This window comes from Hyphomonas sp. (assembly GCF_016125515.1).
In the GTDB taxonomy this organism is placed as follows: Bacteria; Pseudomonadota; Alphaproteobacteria; order Caulobacterales; family Hyphomonadaceae; genus Hyphomonas.
Genome location: NZ_WGLO01000021.1, coordinates 12895 through 29698 on the forward strand (window position 1 = coordinate 12895; position 16804 = coordinate 29698).

At 64.9% G+C, this 16804-nt stretch carries 18 protein-coding genes; 10 read left to right on the forward strand and 8 right to left on the reverse strand.

Going from position 1 to position 16804, the window contains the following annotated elements:
- The first annotated feature begins 2 nt into the window (after positions 1-2).
- On the forward strand, positions 3-500 hold the full coding sequence (locus GC148_RS14925; protein WP_291071987.1) for a hypothetical protein: 498 nt from the start codon (positions 3-5) through the stop codon (positions 498-500).
- On the opposite strand, the gene GC148_RS14930 is transcribed toward GC148_RS14925, so the two are convergent.
- Positions 497-1741: an MFS transporter gene (locus tag GC148_RS14930; RefSeq protein WP_291071988.1), complete on the reverse strand. Its 1245-nt coding sequence runs from the start codon at positions 1739-1741 to the stop codon at positions 497-499. The genes GC148_RS14925 and GC148_RS14930 overlap by 4 nt on opposite strands.
- A gap of 159 nt (positions 1742-1900) precedes the next feature.
- On the opposite strand from GC148_RS14930, the gene GC148_RS14935 reads away from it, so the two are divergent.
- Genes GC148_RS14935 through GC148_RS14950 form a run of 4 tightly spaced genes read left to right on the forward strand, consistent with a single transcriptional unit; the run spans position 1901 to position 3609 of the window.
- Positions 1901-2194: a YggT family protein gene (locus tag GC148_RS14935; RefSeq protein ID WP_291071990.1), complete on the forward strand. Its 294-nt coding sequence runs from the start codon at positions 1901-1903 to the stop codon at positions 2192-2194.
- A complete protein-coding gene (locus GC148_RS14940; RefSeq protein WP_291071991.1) occupies positions 2194-2493 on the forward strand; it encodes a DUF167 domain-containing protein in 300 nt (99 codons plus the stop codon). The genes GC148_RS14935 and GC148_RS14940 overlap by 1 nt, the downstream gene beginning before the upstream one ends.
- Positions 2474-3361, forward strand: a complete 888-nt coding sequence (gene folD, locus GC148_RS14945; protein WP_291071992.1) for a bifunctional methylenetetrahydrofolate dehydrogenase/methenyltetrahydrofolate cyclohydrolase FolD — start codon at positions 2474-2476, stop codon at positions 3359-3361. The genes GC148_RS14940 and folD overlap by 20 nt, the downstream gene beginning before the upstream one ends.
- Positions 3358-3609, forward strand: coding sequence for an HNH endonuclease signature motif containing protein (locus GC148_RS14950; protein ID WP_291071994.1), 252 nt, complete (start codon positions 3358-3360; stop codon positions 3607-3609). The genes folD and GC148_RS14950 overlap by 4 nt, the downstream gene beginning before the upstream one ends.
- 23 nt (positions 3610-3632) lie before the next feature.
- On the opposite strand, the gene GC148_RS14955 is transcribed toward GC148_RS14950, so the two are convergent.
- The 5 genes from GC148_RS14955 to sdhC are packed head-to-tail and all read right to left on the reverse strand — an operon-like array spanning position 3633 to position 7386.
- Positions 3633-4415, reverse strand: a complete 783-nt coding sequence (locus GC148_RS14955) for a succinate dehydrogenase iron-sulfur subunit (protein ID WP_291071996.1) — start codon at positions 4413-4415, stop codon at positions 3633-3635.
- A 26-nt stretch (positions 4416-4441) separates the two neighbouring features.
- A complete protein-coding gene (locus tag GC148_RS14960) occupies positions 4442-4738 on the reverse strand; it encodes a hypothetical protein (protein WP_291071997.1) in 297 nt (98 codons plus the stop codon).
- A gap of 31 nt (positions 4739-4769) precedes the next feature.
- Positions 4770-6557 (reverse strand): succinate dehydrogenase flavoprotein subunit, encoded by a 1788-nt coding sequence (sdhA, locus tag GC148_RS14965; RefSeq protein WP_291071998.1) that lies wholly within the window; start codon positions 6555-6557, stop codon positions 4770-4772.
- Between the two features lie 26 nt (positions 6558-6583).
- Positions 6584-6973 (reverse strand): succinate dehydrogenase, hydrophobic membrane anchor protein, encoded by a 390-nt coding sequence (gene sdhD, locus GC148_RS14970; RefSeq protein WP_291072000.1) that lies wholly within the window; start codon positions 6971-6973, stop codon positions 6584-6586.
- Between the two features lie 14 nt (positions 6974-6987).
- Entirely contained in the window at positions 6988-7386 is a 399-nt protein-coding gene (sdhC, locus tag GC148_RS14975) for a succinate dehydrogenase, cytochrome b556 subunit (protein WP_291072002.1), read from the reverse strand.
- 93 nt (positions 7387-7479) lie between these two features.
- Between sdhC and GC148_RS14980 the strand changes: the two genes are divergently transcribed.
- The 4 genes from GC148_RS14980 (at position 7480) to GC148_RS14995 (ending at position 13449) form a co-directional block, all read left to right on the forward strand.
- On the forward strand, positions 7480-9201 hold the full coding sequence (locus GC148_RS14980) for a DUF885 domain-containing protein (RefSeq protein WP_291072004.1): 1722 nt from the start codon (positions 7480-7482) through the stop codon (positions 9199-9201).
- Positions 9202-9251: 50 nt separating this feature from the next.
- A complete protein-coding gene (locus GC148_RS14985; RefSeq protein ID WP_291072006.1) occupies positions 9252-11105 on the forward strand; it encodes an ABC transporter ATP-binding protein in 1854 nt (617 codons plus the stop codon).
- Positions 11106-11111: 6 nt separating this feature from the next.
- Entirely contained in the window at positions 11112-11834 is a 723-nt protein-coding gene (locus GC148_RS14990) for a gamma-glutamyl-gamma-aminobutyrate hydrolase family protein (RefSeq protein WP_291072008.1), read from the forward strand.
- 97 nt (positions 11835-11931) lie between these two features.
- Positions 11932-13449: a phosphomannomutase/phosphoglucomutase gene (locus GC148_RS14995; protein WP_291072010.1), complete on the forward strand. Its 1518-nt coding sequence runs from the start codon at positions 11932-11934 to the stop codon at positions 13447-13449.
- A 4-nt stretch (positions 13450-13453) separates the two neighbouring features.
- Here the strand turns inward: GC148_RS14995 and GC148_RS15000 are convergent, their stop codons facing one another.
- Positions 13454-13813: an EamA family transporter gene (locus GC148_RS15000; protein ID WP_291072012.1), complete on the reverse strand. Its 360-nt coding sequence runs from the start codon at positions 13811-13813 to the stop codon at positions 13454-13456.
- A complete protein-coding gene (locus GC148_RS15005; RefSeq protein WP_366064036.1) occupies positions 13810-14826 on the reverse strand; it encodes a glycosyltransferase in 1017 nt (338 codons plus the stop codon). Before GC148_RS15005 ends, GC148_RS15000 begins: the two co-directional genes overlap by 4 nt.
- Positions 14827-14890: 64 nt before the next feature.
- Here GC148_RS15005 and GC148_RS15010 point away from each other — a divergent pair, with 64 nt between their 5' ends.
- Complete coding sequence (locus GC148_RS15010; RefSeq protein WP_291072016.1) at positions 14891-16675, forward strand: hypothetical protein; 1785 nt, start codon at positions 14891-14893, stop codon at positions 16673-16675.
- The last annotated feature ends 129 nt before the right edge of the window (positions 16676-16804 follow it).

Here is a 16804-nt window from a genome sequence, read left to right on the forward strand (position 1 = left end):
CGATGTATATCCGTTCGAAATCCCGGCCTTCTGGCCGCCAGATGTCCACGCCGGTCATCCGGGGTCTGATTGTTGGCCTCTACACGCTGTATCCGGTTGGCTGCATCTTGCAGCTGCTCCCGGAAAGTTGGGGGGGCGGAACGGCCTTGTCGGTTGCCGGCCTGATTGCGGTTGCCGCGTCGCTGATGATGTTCGCGGTGCTGGCCGGCTCAAGCTTGCAGCGGCAGGCACAGGAGGCGGAAAGTGAACTGGACGAACGTGAGCGGGCGGACCGCAACAAGGCGGCCTTCTACGAGCACTCGGTGTTTTCGTCCGCCGTGCTGCTTGGGCTGATTTACATCATGTTGACGACCGACATGGCGGAGGCTGGAAAGCTTGATCTCTGGCGCCCGTCCACAGGCGACCATTGGAACGCAATTTTCTGGGGCCTGGGTCTTCTGTCGGTGACCCTGCCCGGCGCTGTCCTTGCCTTCGGAAAGACGCCGCCGGATATGGATTAGCCCTGCGGCAGCGGCTGCTTGCCCGTCACCCGCCAGGCATAGACGGCCAGTACGCCGACAAGGATGGCCGAGGCGATCATCGGAAAGGCATGGTTCAGCTGATAGAGGCCCGCGCCGATCAGGGGGCCGAAAATGAACCCGGCCGGCGGCGCGGCCGAGAGTAGCGCGGCGGCGGCGCCCTGTTCCGACCGGCTGACCGACAGGCTGCCAAGCGCATTGGCTGCCGGAATCGCCAGCGCCGACCCGGTGCCCACCATCAGGAAGCTGAGGCAGAGCGCGGGAAAGGCGAGGAAGGTGTCAGCCGAAATGTAACCGGCGCACACAAGCGCCAACCCGATGGGAAGGATCCGTCTCGGATCCGGCTTCACCCGTGCGATGTAGCCGAACTGGACCGCAATCGTGGCGACCGCCATGCAGGCGAAAGCGATCCCGGTATAGAGCACCGCTGCCTGACCCGCAGTCTCCGCATGGGTTTCGTTGAGCCGATAGCGATCCTCGATGAACCAGGCGAGCGTCTGCTGCACCATGCCCACACCGATGAAATAGGACACGAGGAATGCCAGGTGCGGGCGAACGCGCGGATCGGTCATCGCCAGCGGCTTCGGCCGGGCCGAGTCGCGCGGGCGCGGCACGGTTTTCGGCAGGCTGAAGGCGAGCAAGGCTGCAACCGCGAGGCAGAGCACGATCGAACCCCAGAGCGGCGCAAGCGCGCCAAAAGGGGCGAGCGCCGCTGCGCCTGCGGGGCCGAGGATCGACCCGATGCTCATGCCCGCGCCCAGCATGCCGAGGCCCGCGGCCCGGTTGTGGACCGTTGTGGCATCCGTCATCGCCGCCATCGAGGCCGGTTGCAGGCCGGGCGAAAGAAGGCCGAACCAGAGCCTGACGAAGATCAGCGTCAGTATCAGCGACGTGCCGGCAATCACGCCCTTCAGGCCTGCATCCAGCGCGAAAAGGAAGGCCATGTTCGTCAGGCCCATGGCGCACAGCGAGAACACCATCACCCGTTTGCGGCCCACCCGGTCGGCGATCCGGCCCCAGCGGGGGATCATCACGGCATAGAGCAGGGTCGACAGCGTCAGGATTCCGGCCACTTCCAGTTCACCCAGGCCCGCCTTGCGGGTCAGCGGCGCCACCACCACGAAGTTGATGCTCATGCCCGCCCCCATCGCAATGGTAGCCAGCATCAGCATGTTCCGCTGGAAGCTCGACAGCGGATGCAGCGGCGTGTCGTTGGAATCCATGCGTGCGCCCCGGTGTTCAGGAGGCGAAGCTAGGGCGGTAATCCCCCCTTGCCAAACCCTTCCCTTGGGACAATCAACGGGCCGAACCTTGCCGTAAGGGGTGGTTACACCCTAAGTGATCCTCAAGTTCAGACCCAGTTTCCGGAGCGACCCCGCCGCATGAAAGCGATCCTCGACGTCCTCTACCAGATCCTCAACATCGCCAGCTGGATCATCATCATCCAGGCCATCCTGTCCTGGCTCGTGATGTTCAAGGTGATCGACACGCGCAATTCGGTGGTCGCCTCCATCTGGGGGGCGCTCGAACGGCTGACCGAGCCGCTCTACCGGCCGATCCGCAACATGCTGCCCGCGATGTCAGGCCTCGATATTTCGCCGCTCATCGTGTTGCTGATCATCTTCTTCCTGCAGCAGGTCATCCTGCGTTACGGCTACTCGCTCGCCCCGTTCTGATGCTTCACCGGCTTGCCGTGCGTGTCCAGCCGGGCGCCTCGGCCGACCGGATCGAGGGCAGGGGGACGGATGATGCCGGGCGCGTCTTCGTGAGAGTGCGCGTGCGCGCCCGTCCTGAAGACGGCGCCGCCAATGCAGCGGTCGAGTCGGTTGTGGCAAAAGCGCTCGGCGTGCCGAAGTCTGCGGTCAAGGTGGTGACCGGCGGCAAGACTCGGATAAAAGGCCTCCAGATCGATGGCCCGCCGGATCTGGCGGACGTGATAGAGGGCTGGCTGGCAGATGAGCGCGGTTCGGATTGATGGAAGTGCGGTTGCAGCCGATGTGCGGGCCTCTGTGGCGCGCGCGGTGGCAACGCTGCCCGGCAAGCCCGGCCTTGCGGTCGTCCTCGTCGGCGAAGATGCGGCCAGCGAGGTCTACGTCCGCAACAAGGTGAAGGCGACGGCTGAGGCGGGCATGATCTCGCACCACCACCGCCTGCCGGCTACCGCCAGCCAGGGAGAGGTCGAAGCCCTGATCGCCAGGCTCAATGCCGATCCCGGCGTCGATGGCATCCTGCTTCAGCTGCCACTACCAGCAGGCCTCGATGCCGACGCCGCCATTGAGCAGATCGATCCGGACAAGGACGTCGACGGCCTCACCGAAGTTTCAGCCGGCCGTCTCAGCCTCGGCAAGCCGGGCCTTCGTCCCTGCACACCGGTCGGCTCGGTCATCCTCGCCAAGCGCGCGCTCGGCGACAATCTCTCCGGCAAGCATGCCGTCGTGATCGGCCGCTCCATCCTCGTCGGCAAACCGGCCGCACTGCTCTTCCTCGCCGAAAACTGCACCATCACGATCGCCCACAGCCGCTCGGCCGACCTGCTGGCGATCTGCCGCACGGCCGATATTCTGGTGCCCGCAGTCGGCCGCCCGGAAATGGTGCGCGGCGACTGGGTGAAGCCCGGCGCCACGATCATCGATGTCGGCATCAACCGCGTGCCGGCGCCCGAAAAGGGCGAAGGCAAGACAAAGCTTGTTGGCGATGCGCACTATCAAAGCTGCGCTGAAGTTGCGGGTTTCATCACGCCGGTGCCGGGCGGCGTCGGACCGATGACGATTGCCTGCCTCCTGCGCAACACGGTGCTTGCCGCCTGCGCCCGGCGCGGCTGGCCTGTGCCGGCCGGGCTGTGAGCCAGAGCTTCAGGCCTCCGGATACGGAACTTTTCCGCCGTCTCTGGGCGGCCCAGGAGGGTTGCTGCGCCCTGTGCGGCCTCGCGATGCCTGCAAGCCGGTTTGAACTCGCCCACGCCTCGCTCTGGAAAAAGCAGCGCCCGACCTTCGACCATATCCGCCCGCGCGCTGCTGGCGGCAGTGACAAGCCGGACAATCTCCAGCTTGCGCATGCGGCGTGCAACAAACGCAAAGGCGCGCGCGTCTAAAGACGGCGCGTCGCCGAAGCGGCCTAGCTGATCCGCTCGACCATCATGTGCTTGATCTTGGCGATGGCTTTCGCCGGGTTCAGGCCCTTCGGGCAGACCTGCGCACAGTTCATGATCGTGTGGCAGCGGTAGAGCTTGAACGGATCTTCCAGCGCATCAAGGCGCTCGCCGGTCGCTTCGTCGCGGCTGTCGATCAGCCAGCGATAGGCCTGCAGCAGCGCGGCGGGGCCGAGATACTTGTCGCCATTCCACCAGTAGGACGGGCAGGAGGTCGAGCAGGAGGCGCACAGGATGCACTCATACAGGCCGTCGAGCTGTGTGCGGTCCTCTTCGGACTGGCGCCATTCCTTCTCCGGCGTCGGCGAGTCGGTTTTCAGGAAGGGCTGCACATAGGCATGCTGCGCATAGAAGTTCGTCAGGTCGGGGATCAGGTCGCGCACCACCGGTTGGTTCGGCAGCGGGCTGATCGTGATCACGCCGCCCGGCAGGTCGTCGAAGCCCTTGGTGCAGGCAATCGTGTTGCGCCCGGCAATGTTCATCGCACAGGAGCCGCACACGCCCTCGCGGCAGGACCGGCGGAAGGCCAGCGTCGGGTCGATATTGTTCTTGATGTAGAACAACACGTCCAGGATCATCGTCCCGGCCCTGTCCATGTCCACCCAATAGGTGTCCCAGCGCGGATTGGTCTTTTCCTCGGGGCTGTAACGATAGATGCGGAACTCGCGCAGGTTCGTGGCGCCCTGCGGCTTGGGCCAGGTTTTGCCCTTCTGGACCTTGGAGTTCTGGGGGAGGGTAAGCTGGACCATGTGGCGTTCCTGAATAAATCCCTGAATTAGTTGGCGCGGCGGCGGGCGGTGATGATCGCGCCGTCTGTCACGCTGAATCCGAACCCATACCCACCCTGGTTGATCACGCCCTTTTCGGAATGTCCGCTCACGGAGGGGAGTATGGAAATCACGTCATAGCCTTCTTCATGCAGCCTGTTGCAGGCGGTCTCGATCTGGGCACTCAGGTCTGACAGGTCCGCCTGTTGCGGGTCGTCCACCAGCTTTGTGCCCCGGCCGAGCAGTTTCTTCTCTTCCTTCTTCTGCCTCCCGGCGCGAACGAAGACGGACTTGTATTCGCTCATCCATCCCTCCGCGCCTGAAGACCAGTTCCAATCAGTACACCCGCGCTTTCGGTTTGATGTACTCGATCTCGTTCGACATCGTGTACTCGTGCACGGGGCGGTAATCGATCGTCACCTTGCCGGCGCTGTCGACCCAGGCCAGCGTGTGCTTCATCCATTTCGCGTCATCGCGCTCGGAGAAGTCCTCGCGCGCATGGGCGCCGCGGCTTTCCTCGCGGTTGGCCGCCGAGTTCACCGTCACCGCCGCCTGGCAGATCAGGTTGTCGAACTCGAGCGCTTCGATCAGGTCGGTGTTCCAGACCATCGTGCGGTCCTTCACGTCGATGCCCGGCAGCTTCTTGTAGACTTCCTCGATCGCATCGACGCCTTCTTTAAGCACCGAACCCATGCGGAACACGGCGCAGTTGGCCTGCATCGCTTTCTGCATTTCAAGGCGCAGCTTGGCGACCGGCTGGTCGCCTGCCGCGTTGCGCATCTTGTCGAAGCGGGCGACGTGCGCCTCGGTCGATTTGGCGGTCAGCTCGGGCTGGCGCGCGCCGGCTTCGGTCGTCGTGCCGCAGCGCAGGCCCGCCGCGCGGCCGAACACGACGAGGTCGATCAGCGAGTTGGAGCCGAGGCGGTTTGCGCCGTGTACGGACACACAGGCCGCTTCGCCGACAGCCATCAGGCCGGGCACGACCGAATCCGGATCGCCGCCCTTCTTGGTCAGCACTTCGCCGTGGAAGTTCGTCGGGATGCCGCCCATGTTGTAGTGCACGGTCGGCAGCACCGGGATCGGCTCCTTGGTCACGTCAACGCCGGCAAAGATCTTCGCCGTCTCGGAAATGCCCGGCAGGCGCTCGTGCAGCGCTTCCGGCGAGAGGTGGTTGAGGTGAAGGTAGATGTGGTCCTTCTCGGGGCCGACGCCGCGGCCTTCTCGGATTTCCATCGTCATGGCGCGGCTGACCACGTCGCGCGAGGCAAGGTCCTTCGCGGAGGGCGCATAGCGCTCCATGAAACGCTCGCCTTCGGAGTTGGTCAGATAGCCGCCTTCGCCGCGGGCACCCTCGGTGATCAGGCAGCCCGAGCCGTAGATGCCGGTCGGGTGGAACTGCACGAATTCCATGTCCTGCAGCGGCAAGCCGGCGCGCAGCACCATCGCATTGCCGTCGCCCGTGCAGGTATGGGCCGAGGTGCAGGAGAAATAGGCGCGGCCATACCCGCCGGTGGCCAGGATGGTCTTCTGCGCCCGGAAGCGGTGCAGTGTGCCGTCGTCCAGCTTCCACGCGGTCACGCCGCGGCAGACGCCGTCCTCATCCATGATCAGGTCGAGCGCCAGGTATTCGATGAAGAACTCGGTCTCCTCGCGCACGCACTGGCCGTACAGCGTGTGCAGCATGGCGTGGCCAGTCCGGTCGGCGGCGGCGCAGGTGCGCTGCACCGGGCCCTCTCCGAAATTCTTCGTCATGCCGCCGAAGGCGCGCTGGTAGATCTTGCCTTCCTCGGTGCGCGAGAAGGGCATGCCCCAGTGCTCAAGCTCATACACGGCGGCCGGCGCGTTGCGCACGAGGTATTCGATCGCGTCCTGGTCGCCGAGCCAGTCGGAGCCCTTGACCGTGTCGTACATGTGCCAGCGCCAGTCGTCCTGGCTCATGTTGCCCAGCGACGCGGCGATGCCGCCCTGCGCGGCCACGGTGTGCGAGCGGGTAGGGAACACCTTGGTGATGCACGCCGTGCGCAGGCCCGCCTGGGCTGCGCCGAGCGCCGCGCGAAGGCCGGAGCCGCCCGCGCCGACAACGACGACATCGTAAGTATGGTCCGTCCAGGTGTAGCTGCTCATGTGTGCCCTATCTCTCGCCGTCTGCTTCAGCTGCCCGTCCAGATCCGGAGCACCGACATCACCACAGCCACGAACAGGACCGCGGTGAAGAAGGTGTTGAGGATCAGGAGCGCGGCGCGTGTACCCGGCTTTTCAATGTAGTCTTCGATCACCACCTGCATACCGAGGCGCATGTGATAGAACGCCGCGCCGGCGGTCAGGACCAGCAGGATCGCGTTCAGCGGCGAGGCAACCCAGGCCAGCGCTGCGTCATACCCGGTCAATGCCGCTTTCATGATCGAGAACAGGAACCACGGCACCAGCACGATCAACGCGAGCGCGGAGACGCGCTGACGGATATGGTGGCTGGTGCCGGTTTTCGAGGCGCCAAGGCCCCGTGTCACTTTTGTCGGCGTTACAAACTGGCTGTCGGCCATCGCTTTGCGACCTCTCAGGAATTCATGGCGGCGAACATCAGCGCTGAAGCGCCGACAATCGCGAAAACGTAGTTGAAAATCGAAATCTGGCTGGCGACTTTCGGGTCGAACCCGGCGCCGGGCCCGTCCCAGACGAGGTGGCGGATGCCGTTGGCAAAATGGTAGAGGATGGCCACGGCCCAGAGGAACAGAAGGATCTGGCCGGGGATCGAGAAGGCCGCCGCTTCCACCATCGCATAGGCGTCCGGTCCGCTCGCCAGCGCGAACAGCCAGGCGGCGATCAGCAGCGTGCCGCCATAGAGCGCCATGCCGGTGAAGCGGTGCGTGATCGAGGCGGCCATCGTGGCATGGAAACGCCAGATCTGGAGGTGGGGAGAGACAGGCCGGGAATCAGCCTTCTGGGTTCCGGACATTCATCGGTTCCTTGCGTGCCATCAAAACACTTGGCCTCGCCTTCTAGGCGCCTCTATGGTCGTGTCAACGCAGGCTGAAGCGAGAGCGACATAATGAAACCGGTAGTTTTGCTGGCGGGTTTGCTGGCCCTCGCACCCCTGGCCGTCGCCGATCCGCTTGATCCCCTTATTGCCGAGTACGAATCCTACGTGGTGGCGGGCGATCCGGGCGAAGCCGCGCGGGAGGCCGGGCTCGCGCCGACCCGCTGGGGCCATGTCCGCAAACCGGACGTCGCGGCGCGCGCGGCCAAGGCGCGGGCATTGCTGGATGAAATCGAGGCAGCCGAGACGTCCCGGACGGTCGATGCCGCGATTCTCAAGCGCCTTCTCACCGAGGAGATCAGTGCCGAAACCTTCGATACCGCGCGCATCCCGTTCACCGGCGACTGGGGCTTCCAGGCGGCGCCGGTGTTTGCCGCGATGCGCCTGCGCATCCAGTCCGAGGCGGACGCCGATGCCTGGGTCCAGAGACTGAATGATGTGCCCCGCTATTTTGCCGAAAACCGGGTAAACATGGCGCGGGGCATTACCACGGGCTGGACCGCCTACACAGACCCGCTGGCCACCACCCGTGCGCAGATCGAGGCCCAGATCGTCGACGATCCGGCCACCAGCGAACTGTACGCGCCGTTCCTGTCCCTGCCGGACACGATTACGCCCGAAGCGGCCGCCCGCCTGAAGGCGGACGGCCTGGTCGCCGCCGCCAATGCTATCCAGGCCTACCGCGACACCGCCCGATTCATCGACCTCACATACGCCCCCGCCGCCCGCAAGGAGGCCGGCATCGCCAGGCTGCCCGGTGGACGCGAGGCTTATGCGGCTGCAGTGGACCTGCACACAGCGGGCGCCGGCCACACGCCGGAGGAAATCCACGCCATCGGCCTGACGGAAGTCGCCCGCATCCGCGCCGAGATGGACACGGTCATCGCTGAAACCGGCTTCGAAGGCAGCTTTGCGGCGTTCCAGGCCTTCCTGCGCTCCGATCCGCAGTTCTACCCCCACAGCGATACCGAGCTGATGGACAAGGCGAAGGAGATTACCAGCCGAATCGATGCGATCCTGCCGCTCTATTTCGGTCACCTGCCGAGCCTCGGCTACACGGTCGACCCCGTTCCGCTCTCGATTGCGCCGGGCTACACCACGGGCCGCTATGTTCAGGGCGATCCCCGCGAGGCTCGCAAGGGCAGCTATCTCGTCAACACCTATGCGCTGGAGCAGCGTCCACTTTACGAACTCCCGGCCCTGTCGGCCCATGAATCTGTTCCCGGCCATCACCTCCAGATCTCCATCGGTCAGGAAATGGAGGGCCAGCCCCGGTTCCGGCAGGATTACTACGCCACAGCCTTCGGCGAAGGCTGGGGACTCTATGCCGAACGCATTGCGGGCGAAGCGGGCGTCTACCAGACGCCCTACGAACGTTTCGGGGCGCTCTCGATGGAAATGTGGCGCGCCTGCCGGCTCGTCGCGGATACTGGCCTGCACTGGTATGGCTGGACGCGCGAGGAAGCCGAGGCCTGCTTCTTTGACAACTCGGCCCTCGCGCCGCTGAACATCCAGACCGAGGTCACCCGCTATATCGGCTGGCCGGGTCAGGCGACCGCCTACAAGATCGGTGAACTCAAGATCCGGTCCCTGCGCGCCGAAGCCGAAGCCGCCCTCGGCGACAAGTTCGACATCCGGGCCTTCCACGACGTCGTGCTCGGCCAGGGCGCCGTGCCGCTGGATGTGCTCGACGCGCAGGTAAAGGCATGGATTGCGGCGCAGACCGCCTCCTGATCGCGCCGCCTCCTTGTTCTTTCATGCCCGCCACGCCAAATGGGCTCTCCATGTTCCGCTTCTTCGAACGCCGCATCGATCCGTTTCCGGAAAACCGCCCCGGCGTTCCGCCGAAGGGCTTGCGTGCGTTTGTCTGGCATTACATTCAGGATGCCGTGCCGTGGCTGATCGTCATGTCCATCCTGACGGCAATCATCGCCATCGGCGAAGTCACGTTGTTCGGATTCCTCGGGGGCATTGTCGACTGGCTGTCCGCCTCCAACCGTGAAGGCTTCCTGGAGCGGGAAGGGGGGCGGCTCGCCCTGATGGCGGGCTTCATCCTCATTGGCTTGCCGCTCGTCACATTGATGAGCGGGCTGATCACCTATCAGGGGCTGATGGGCAACGTGCCGATGAGTGCGCGCTGGCGCATGCACCGCCAGATGCTCGGCCAGTCGATGGGTTTCTTCGGCAACGAGTTCGCCGGCCGGGTTGCGACCAAAGTGATGCAAACTTCGCTCTCGGTCCGCGAAGTCGTGATGAAAGTTCTCGACGTCTTTGTCTTCATCATCGTCTATTTCTTCTCGGCCGTTGCCCTGGTCGCCTCGGCGGACCCGCGCCTGACCCTGCCGCTCTTCCTGTGGGCCGTCATCTACGGTCTCGTGCTGCGCTGGTTCGTCCCGCGCCTCGGCAAGATTTCCGAGCAGCAGGCCGATGCCCGCTCCGAGATGACCGGCCGCATCGTCGATTCGTATACGAACATCCAGACGGTGAAGCTCTTCGCCCATTCCGGCCGCGAGGAAACCTACGCCCGCGACAGCATGACCGGCTTCCTCGGCACGGTGTACCGCCAGATGCGCATGGTCACGGCGTTCAACTTCATTGTCTATCTCAACAATTCGATCCTGCTCTGCCTCATTGCCGGCATCGGCATCCATCTCTGGCTGGGCGATCTCGTCAGTGCCGGCGCGGTCGCCGTGGCCGTCGGGCTCGCGCTTCGCATCAAGGCCATGTCGCAATGGATCATGTGGGAGGTCGCCGGCCTCTTCGAGAATATCGGGGTCGTCTATGACGGCATGGCGATGCTTGAAAAGCCTGTCGTCGCGGCCGACGCACCCGGCGCAATTGTGCTGGCGCCGGTGGCCGGCGACATCCACTTCGAAGACGTCACCTTCCACTATGGCAAAGGTGGCGGCCTGATCGACAATCTCACGCTGGCCATCAAGCCGGGCGAAAAGGTCGGCCTCGTCGGCCGGTCGGGCGCCGGCAAGACGACGCTGACCAACCTGCTGCTGCGATTCTATGATACCGAAGGCGGCCGCATCCTGATCGACGGTCAGGACATTTCGAAAGTCACGCAGGAATCCCTCCGGGCACAGATCGGTGTGGTGACGCAGGACACGTCGCTGTTGCACCGTTCGATCCGCGAGAACATCGCCTATGGCCGCCCGGGCGCGACCGACGACGACATCCGGCATGCCGCCCGCAAGGCGGCCGCGCTCGAGTTCATCGAAACGCTCGAAGACGCCAAGGGCCGGCGCGGTTTCGATGCCCATTCCGGTGAGCGCGGCGTGAAACTCTCCGGCGGTCAGCGCCAGCGTATCGCCATCGCCCGGATCTTTCTGAAAGATGCGCCGATCCTGATCCTCGACGAGGCGACCTCCGCGCTTGATTCCGAAGTCGAAGCCGCTATCCAGGACCATCTCTTCCAGCTGATGGAAGGCAAGACCGTGATTGCCATCGCACACCGCCTGTCCACGATCGCCGCCATGGACCGGCTGATCATCCTCGATGGCGGCCGCGTGGTCGAACAGGGCACGCATGCCGAACTGGTCGAGGCGGGCGGCCTCTATGCCGAGCTCTGGGCGCGCCAGTCCGGCGGCTTCCTGGTCGCGCCGGAGCCCGCCGAGGTCGCAGCAGAGTAGGTGGCCATGAAGCTGACCATCGTTGAAACCGGTCTCGTGCCGTCCGCCATCCGTGATCAGTTCCCGGACTATCCGGCGATGTTCCGGCAGATGTTTGCGGCCGCCGATGCGTCCCTTGCGTTCGATACCGTATCGGTCATCAAGGGTGAGGCGCTGCCCGATCCCGCCGCGCTCGACGCGGTGCTCTATACCGGCTCACCCGCCGGCGTGTACGAGGACCACCCATGGATCGCGCCGTTGATGGATTTTGTGCGCGCTGCCGCCACCGCCCGCACGCCGCAAATCGGCATCTGCTTCGGCCACCAGCTGATGGGCGAGGCACTTGGCGGCAAGGTCACCAAGTCCGACAAGGGCTGGTGCGTCGGCCGGCACACCTATGAGATCGTCGACTGCCCGGTCTGGAGCGGCGCGCCCTGTCCGCCCACCCTGAACGTCGCTGCCAGCCACCAGGACCAGGTCGTCGTGAAGCCGCCAACCGCCCGGGTACTCGCCCGGTCCGATTTCACGCCCTATGCCGCCCTCGAATACGATGACGCGCCGGCCATCTCCTTCCAGTGCCATCCGGAATTCTCGCCGGACTATTCGGCCGCGCTGTACGGCGCGCGCCGGGGCGTTTCATTGTCGCACGGGCAGGCGGACGCCGCTATCGCCTCGCTCGGGGCCCCGCTCGACGGGGCGTTACTGGCCGACTGGCTTGCCCGCTTCCTGAAGGTCTCTGCCATCCGGTAAGTCCCAGACTTCCCCAATGGCGCGAAAACTGCAAAAGGAGCGCGAAGCCCGCGCTGCCTGCCTTCTGGCGCGCCAAACCCGTTTCACGGAGAGACAAATGCTGCCGAAGCCGCGTACCGACCTTGCCCCCAATACGCTCGAATTCGAGATCCTGCCGCTGGTGAAGCCCACCGGTTTCCGGGAATATGACGCGCGCTGGTGGTTCAACGGTATCGGCCACGAGAAGGCGCCCGAGCTGAACCTCACCGGCGTCCAGGCCCTTGGCCTCGGCATGGCGACCCTCTTCCACGAACTCGGCGTCACGCCCCGCGTGGTCACCGGCCACGATTTCCGCTCGATCAGCCAGCCCATCAAGAACGCGCTCACTCTCGGCCTCGTCGCCGGCGGCTGCGAAGTGCTCGATGTCGGCCTGGCGCTCTCGCCGATGGTCTACTGGAGCCAGTTCGAGCTTGATGCAGCCTGCTGCGCCATGGTCACCGCCAGCCACAACGAAAACGGCTGGACCGGCGTCAAGATGGGCGCCAATCGTCCGCTCACGTTCGGGCCGGAAGAAATGGGCCGCCTGAAGGAAATCGTCATGGGCGGTGCTTTCGTTGAGCGGGCCGGTGGCAGCATCAAGCGCATTGACGGCATCCGCGAGAAATACATCGCCGCCATCTCCAAGGGCGTGAAACTTTCCCGCCCGATCCGCGTTATCGCGGCCTGCGGCAACGGCACGGCCGGCGCCTTTGCGGGCGACTGCCTGCGCGCCATGGGCGCAGAAGTGATCGAGATGGATTGCAACCTCGACAATACCTTCCCGAAATACAATCCGAACCCGGAAGATGCAGAAATGCTGCACGAGATGTCGAAGGCCGTGAAGGAGCTCGGCGCCGATGTTGCACTCGGCTTTGACGGCGACGGCGACCGTTGCGGCGTGGTCGACAATACCGGCGAGGAAATCTTCGCCGACAAGATCGGCCTCATGCTCGCCCGCGATCTCTCGAAGCACTATAAGAACGCGACCTTCGTGGTCGATGTGAAATCCACCGGCCTCTACAAGACCGATCCTGTGCTGAAGGAAAACGGCGCCACGGTCGACTATTACAAGACCGGCCATTCCTACATCAAACGCCGCACCAACGAACTCGGCGCGCTCGCCGGTTTCGAGAAGTCGGGCCACTTCTTCTTCCGCCCGCCCATCGGCCTCGGCTATGATTGCGGCCTTACCGCTGCCAAGGCCGTGCTCGAAATGCTGGACCGCAACCCCGGCAAGACCATGGCCGACCTGAAGGGTGAGCTTGGGGTTGCCTACACCTCGCTCACCATGTCGCCCCATTGCGGCGACGAAGTGAAATACGGCATCGTCGATAAGATGGTCGCCGAGTATGAGGCGCTGAAAGGCGAAACCATCCTGGGACGGAAGATCGTCGACGTGAATACGGTCAACGGCGCCCGCGTCACGCTCGAAGACGGCTCATGGGTGCTGGTGCGCGCTTCGTCGAACAAGCCGGAGCTTGTCGTCGTCGTCGAGTCCATGGCCTCGGACGCCGATATGAAGGACCTCTTTCACAAGGAAGTGAAGCCGCGCCTCGGCAAGCACCCGGAAGTCGGCGCCTACAACCAGGAAATCTGACGTCCTACGACCAGAGCGTGAAGAGGCCGGCTAGGATCAGTCCAAGCCCGGCGAAGTACTTCACGTTCAGCGTCTCGCCCAGCCACAGGCTAGCGAAGACCGGCACCAGCACATAGGTGACGGCCATGAAGCTGTAGGCGTAGGACAACGGCACCGACTTCAGCACGTACACCCAAAGGAACGTTGCGCCGGTATAGAGCGCCATCGCCGCGATGAAGACCGGGTTGTAGAGCAGCGACTGGAATCCCTGTCCCGGATAGGCGGCGAGCCGCATCCCGGACATCTTGAACAGGACCTGACCCAACGCCACCAGCGTCGGGGTCAGCACCATCAGGCCGAAGACGTGCAGCGGAATCGCTTTCATGCGCGCAGTTCCCGGGCCGCCGGTTGCGGCGCTGCCGTGTCGCGCTCCTCGATCGGTTGGGGGCCGAACAGCGCGCGCTCGCCGCGGGCAGGGGCCTGCGACAGGTAGAAGATCCGCTTCTGCTCGATCCGGCCGCGCGACACCGAGTCGAGGATCACCCCGCACGACAGCGCCAGCATCGAACCGACCATCAGCGTCATCGCCAGTATCACGGTCGGGATCCGCGCCACGAGGCCGGTGGCGAGGAAGTCTGCCACGATCGGCAGCATTAGCAATGCGCACGCGGCAAGCAGCGCCGCAGAGATCGCGCCGAAGAACACGAACGGTTTCGTTTCCTTAAGCAGCATCGCCATCATACTGAGGATCCGGATGCCATCCCGGAAGGTCGACAGCTTGCTTTCAGAGCCTTCCACGCGGCGGCCGTAGTCGAACTCGATTTCGGTTACCGGCAGGCGCAGTGTCGAGGCGTGGACGGACATTTCCGTCTCGATCTCGAAACCTGCGGAATTGGCGGGAAAGCTCTTGGCAAAGCGCCGCGTGAACACGCGGTAACCGGAGAAGATGTCCGTGAAGTCGCGCCCGAACATCGCCTGATAGACGCGGTTGAAAATGTGGTTGCCCAGCGCATGCCCGCGCCGGCCGGCATCCTCGGTGATATTGCGGCGTGTACCGACCACCATGTCGGCCCGGTCGCTGAGCAGCGCCTCGATCATGCGCGGCGCGGCAGCGGCGTCATACGTGCCGTCGCCATCGGCCATGATGTAGATGTCGGCCTCGATGTCGGCGAACATCTGGCGCACGACATTGCCCTTGCCCTGGCGCCGGCAGGTGATGACCGTCGCGCCGGCAATCGCCGCCTGCTGCGCCGTGTCATCGGTCGAGTTGTTGTCGTAGACATAGATCCGCGCGCCCGGCAGCGCCTTGCGGAAGTCGATCACCACCGATGCGATCGACAGGCCCTCATTGTAGCAGGGCAGGAGTACGGCGAGGCTGTAACGGCTGGAATCGGTCATCATCGCGTTCAGTCTTTGGTGAAGGTTTCCATGTCATATCCGCCACTGGTTAAGTTAGCCTTGCATGAGAGGCAGGTTCCCGATGACGGTGCGCCACCGCCCCGCACAATTCGCTGAACAGCATGCGGGTCTGCTCCTTTCAGCGGCTGTCATAACCAGCCTGTTGATCGTCAGTCTACTGAGCGGAAGATTCGGAAATATCGGCCCGGACGGTGATGATGTCATGCGCCTCGTCCAGGTGCGCGACCTGCTGAACGGCCAGGGCTGGTTCGATCTCGTCCAGCCGCGTCTCGGCTCCGAAGGCGGCACGCTCATGCACTGGTCGCGCCTCGTTGACCTGCCGATGGTGGCGATTGCCAATTCACTCAGCCCCTTCATCGGCCAGGATGCGGCGCTGCGCATCGCCTACACGTTCTGGCCGCTGATCAGTGTACTGATCGGCACCTGTGCACTGGTCGCCGGCGCCCGGGCGCTCGGCGGGCGCACCGTTCTGCTCTTCGCCTGCCTTTTAGGCTTCGCCGTCCTCTTCCGCCATTTCCGCTTCCTGCCGGGCGCGATCGACCACCACAATATCCAGCTCGGCCTGCTGATGCTCTCGGCCAGCTGCCTGCTCGTGCGCGAACATGCGCTCGCCATGGCGCTCGGCGGCGCCGCGCTCGCGCTCGCGGCGGCCATCGGCGCGGAAGTGCATCTCTTCGTCGTCCTCGTGGCCGGCTTCGTCGCACTCGACTGGGCCATCACCGGCGAACCGGCCCAGCGCGGCGCCGCCGTGTTCGGGGCCAGTTTCGCCGCTGTGCTAACGGCCACCTTCCTCGCCACCGTGCCTCCGCTCGATTACGGCGTCGCGCGCTGCGACGCCCACGATTCCGTCACGCTCCTGGCCGGGCTTACGGGCGGGGTCGCTTTTGCGCTCGCCGTGCAGATCACCTCGCAGAAATCGATGGCGCTGCGCTTTGCTGCGCTCGCCAATGTCGGCGCGATCTGCGCGGCGTTGGTCATGGTGACCGGCCCGCAATGCCTGGCGAACCCGCTCGACAGTCTTTCCGTCCAGGCCCGCGACCTCTGGCTCGCCCGCGTCGACGAAGCCCGCCCTACCGTAGTTTACCTGCGCAGCGGCCAGCTCGACGAATTCCTGTTCCGCCTCGGCACGCCGCTGGCGGGGCTCGCGGCGGCCGCCTGGCTCGCCTGGCGCCGCGACCAACCCCGCGCCCAGCTCCTGTTCGTCTTCCTGCTGACGGCTTCGGTCCTGCTCTCGCTCTACCAGACGCGCTTCTACGTCTTCGGCCAGCTGTTCGCCGTGCTGCCGCTCGCGGTCTTTGCCGCACGGGTCGAAGCGGGGCGGTTCGGCGCCGCCGTGCCGCGGCTGTCTTATCCGTTCCTCCTGCTGCTCTCGGTGCCGACCATGTGGAGCTTTGCCGGCTCCGCCTTTTCGCCGCCGCCTGCGCCGCGCGCCGACCTGCAGGCCGCCGCCGCGTGCAACCCGCCCGCCGCCTATGCCGCCCTCGCCGTCCTGCCCGAAGGCCGCGTCCTCGCCCCGGCCACCGATGCACCCAATATCCTGCTCTCGACGCCGCACAGCGCCCTCTACGGCCACTATCACCGCAACCGCGCCGGCATCGACGCGGCTCTGGCCATCTTCATCAGCCCGCCGGACACCGCCTGGCCGCGTCTCGCCGCCGCCAAGGTCGACTATCTGATGGTTTGCCCTGCCGATATCGACATGCGCTTCTTCGCAGACTACGCGCCGGACGGCCTTGTCGCCCACATCCTCGCCGGTGATGTGCCGAAGTGGCTGGCCCCCGTCGTCTCCGCGGGCGCCACCACCATCTACCGCGTCAAGGCGGATTGAACGGTCTTTTTGTTCATGTTTTGATCCCGCGGTTCCGCCGCCCCGGAGTCCCGCCGCCTGCCGCTGCGGCAAACGCCTCTTGACCCCCTCGCACAAAAATTGCACCCCGCACGCGACCCACCCGTTCAG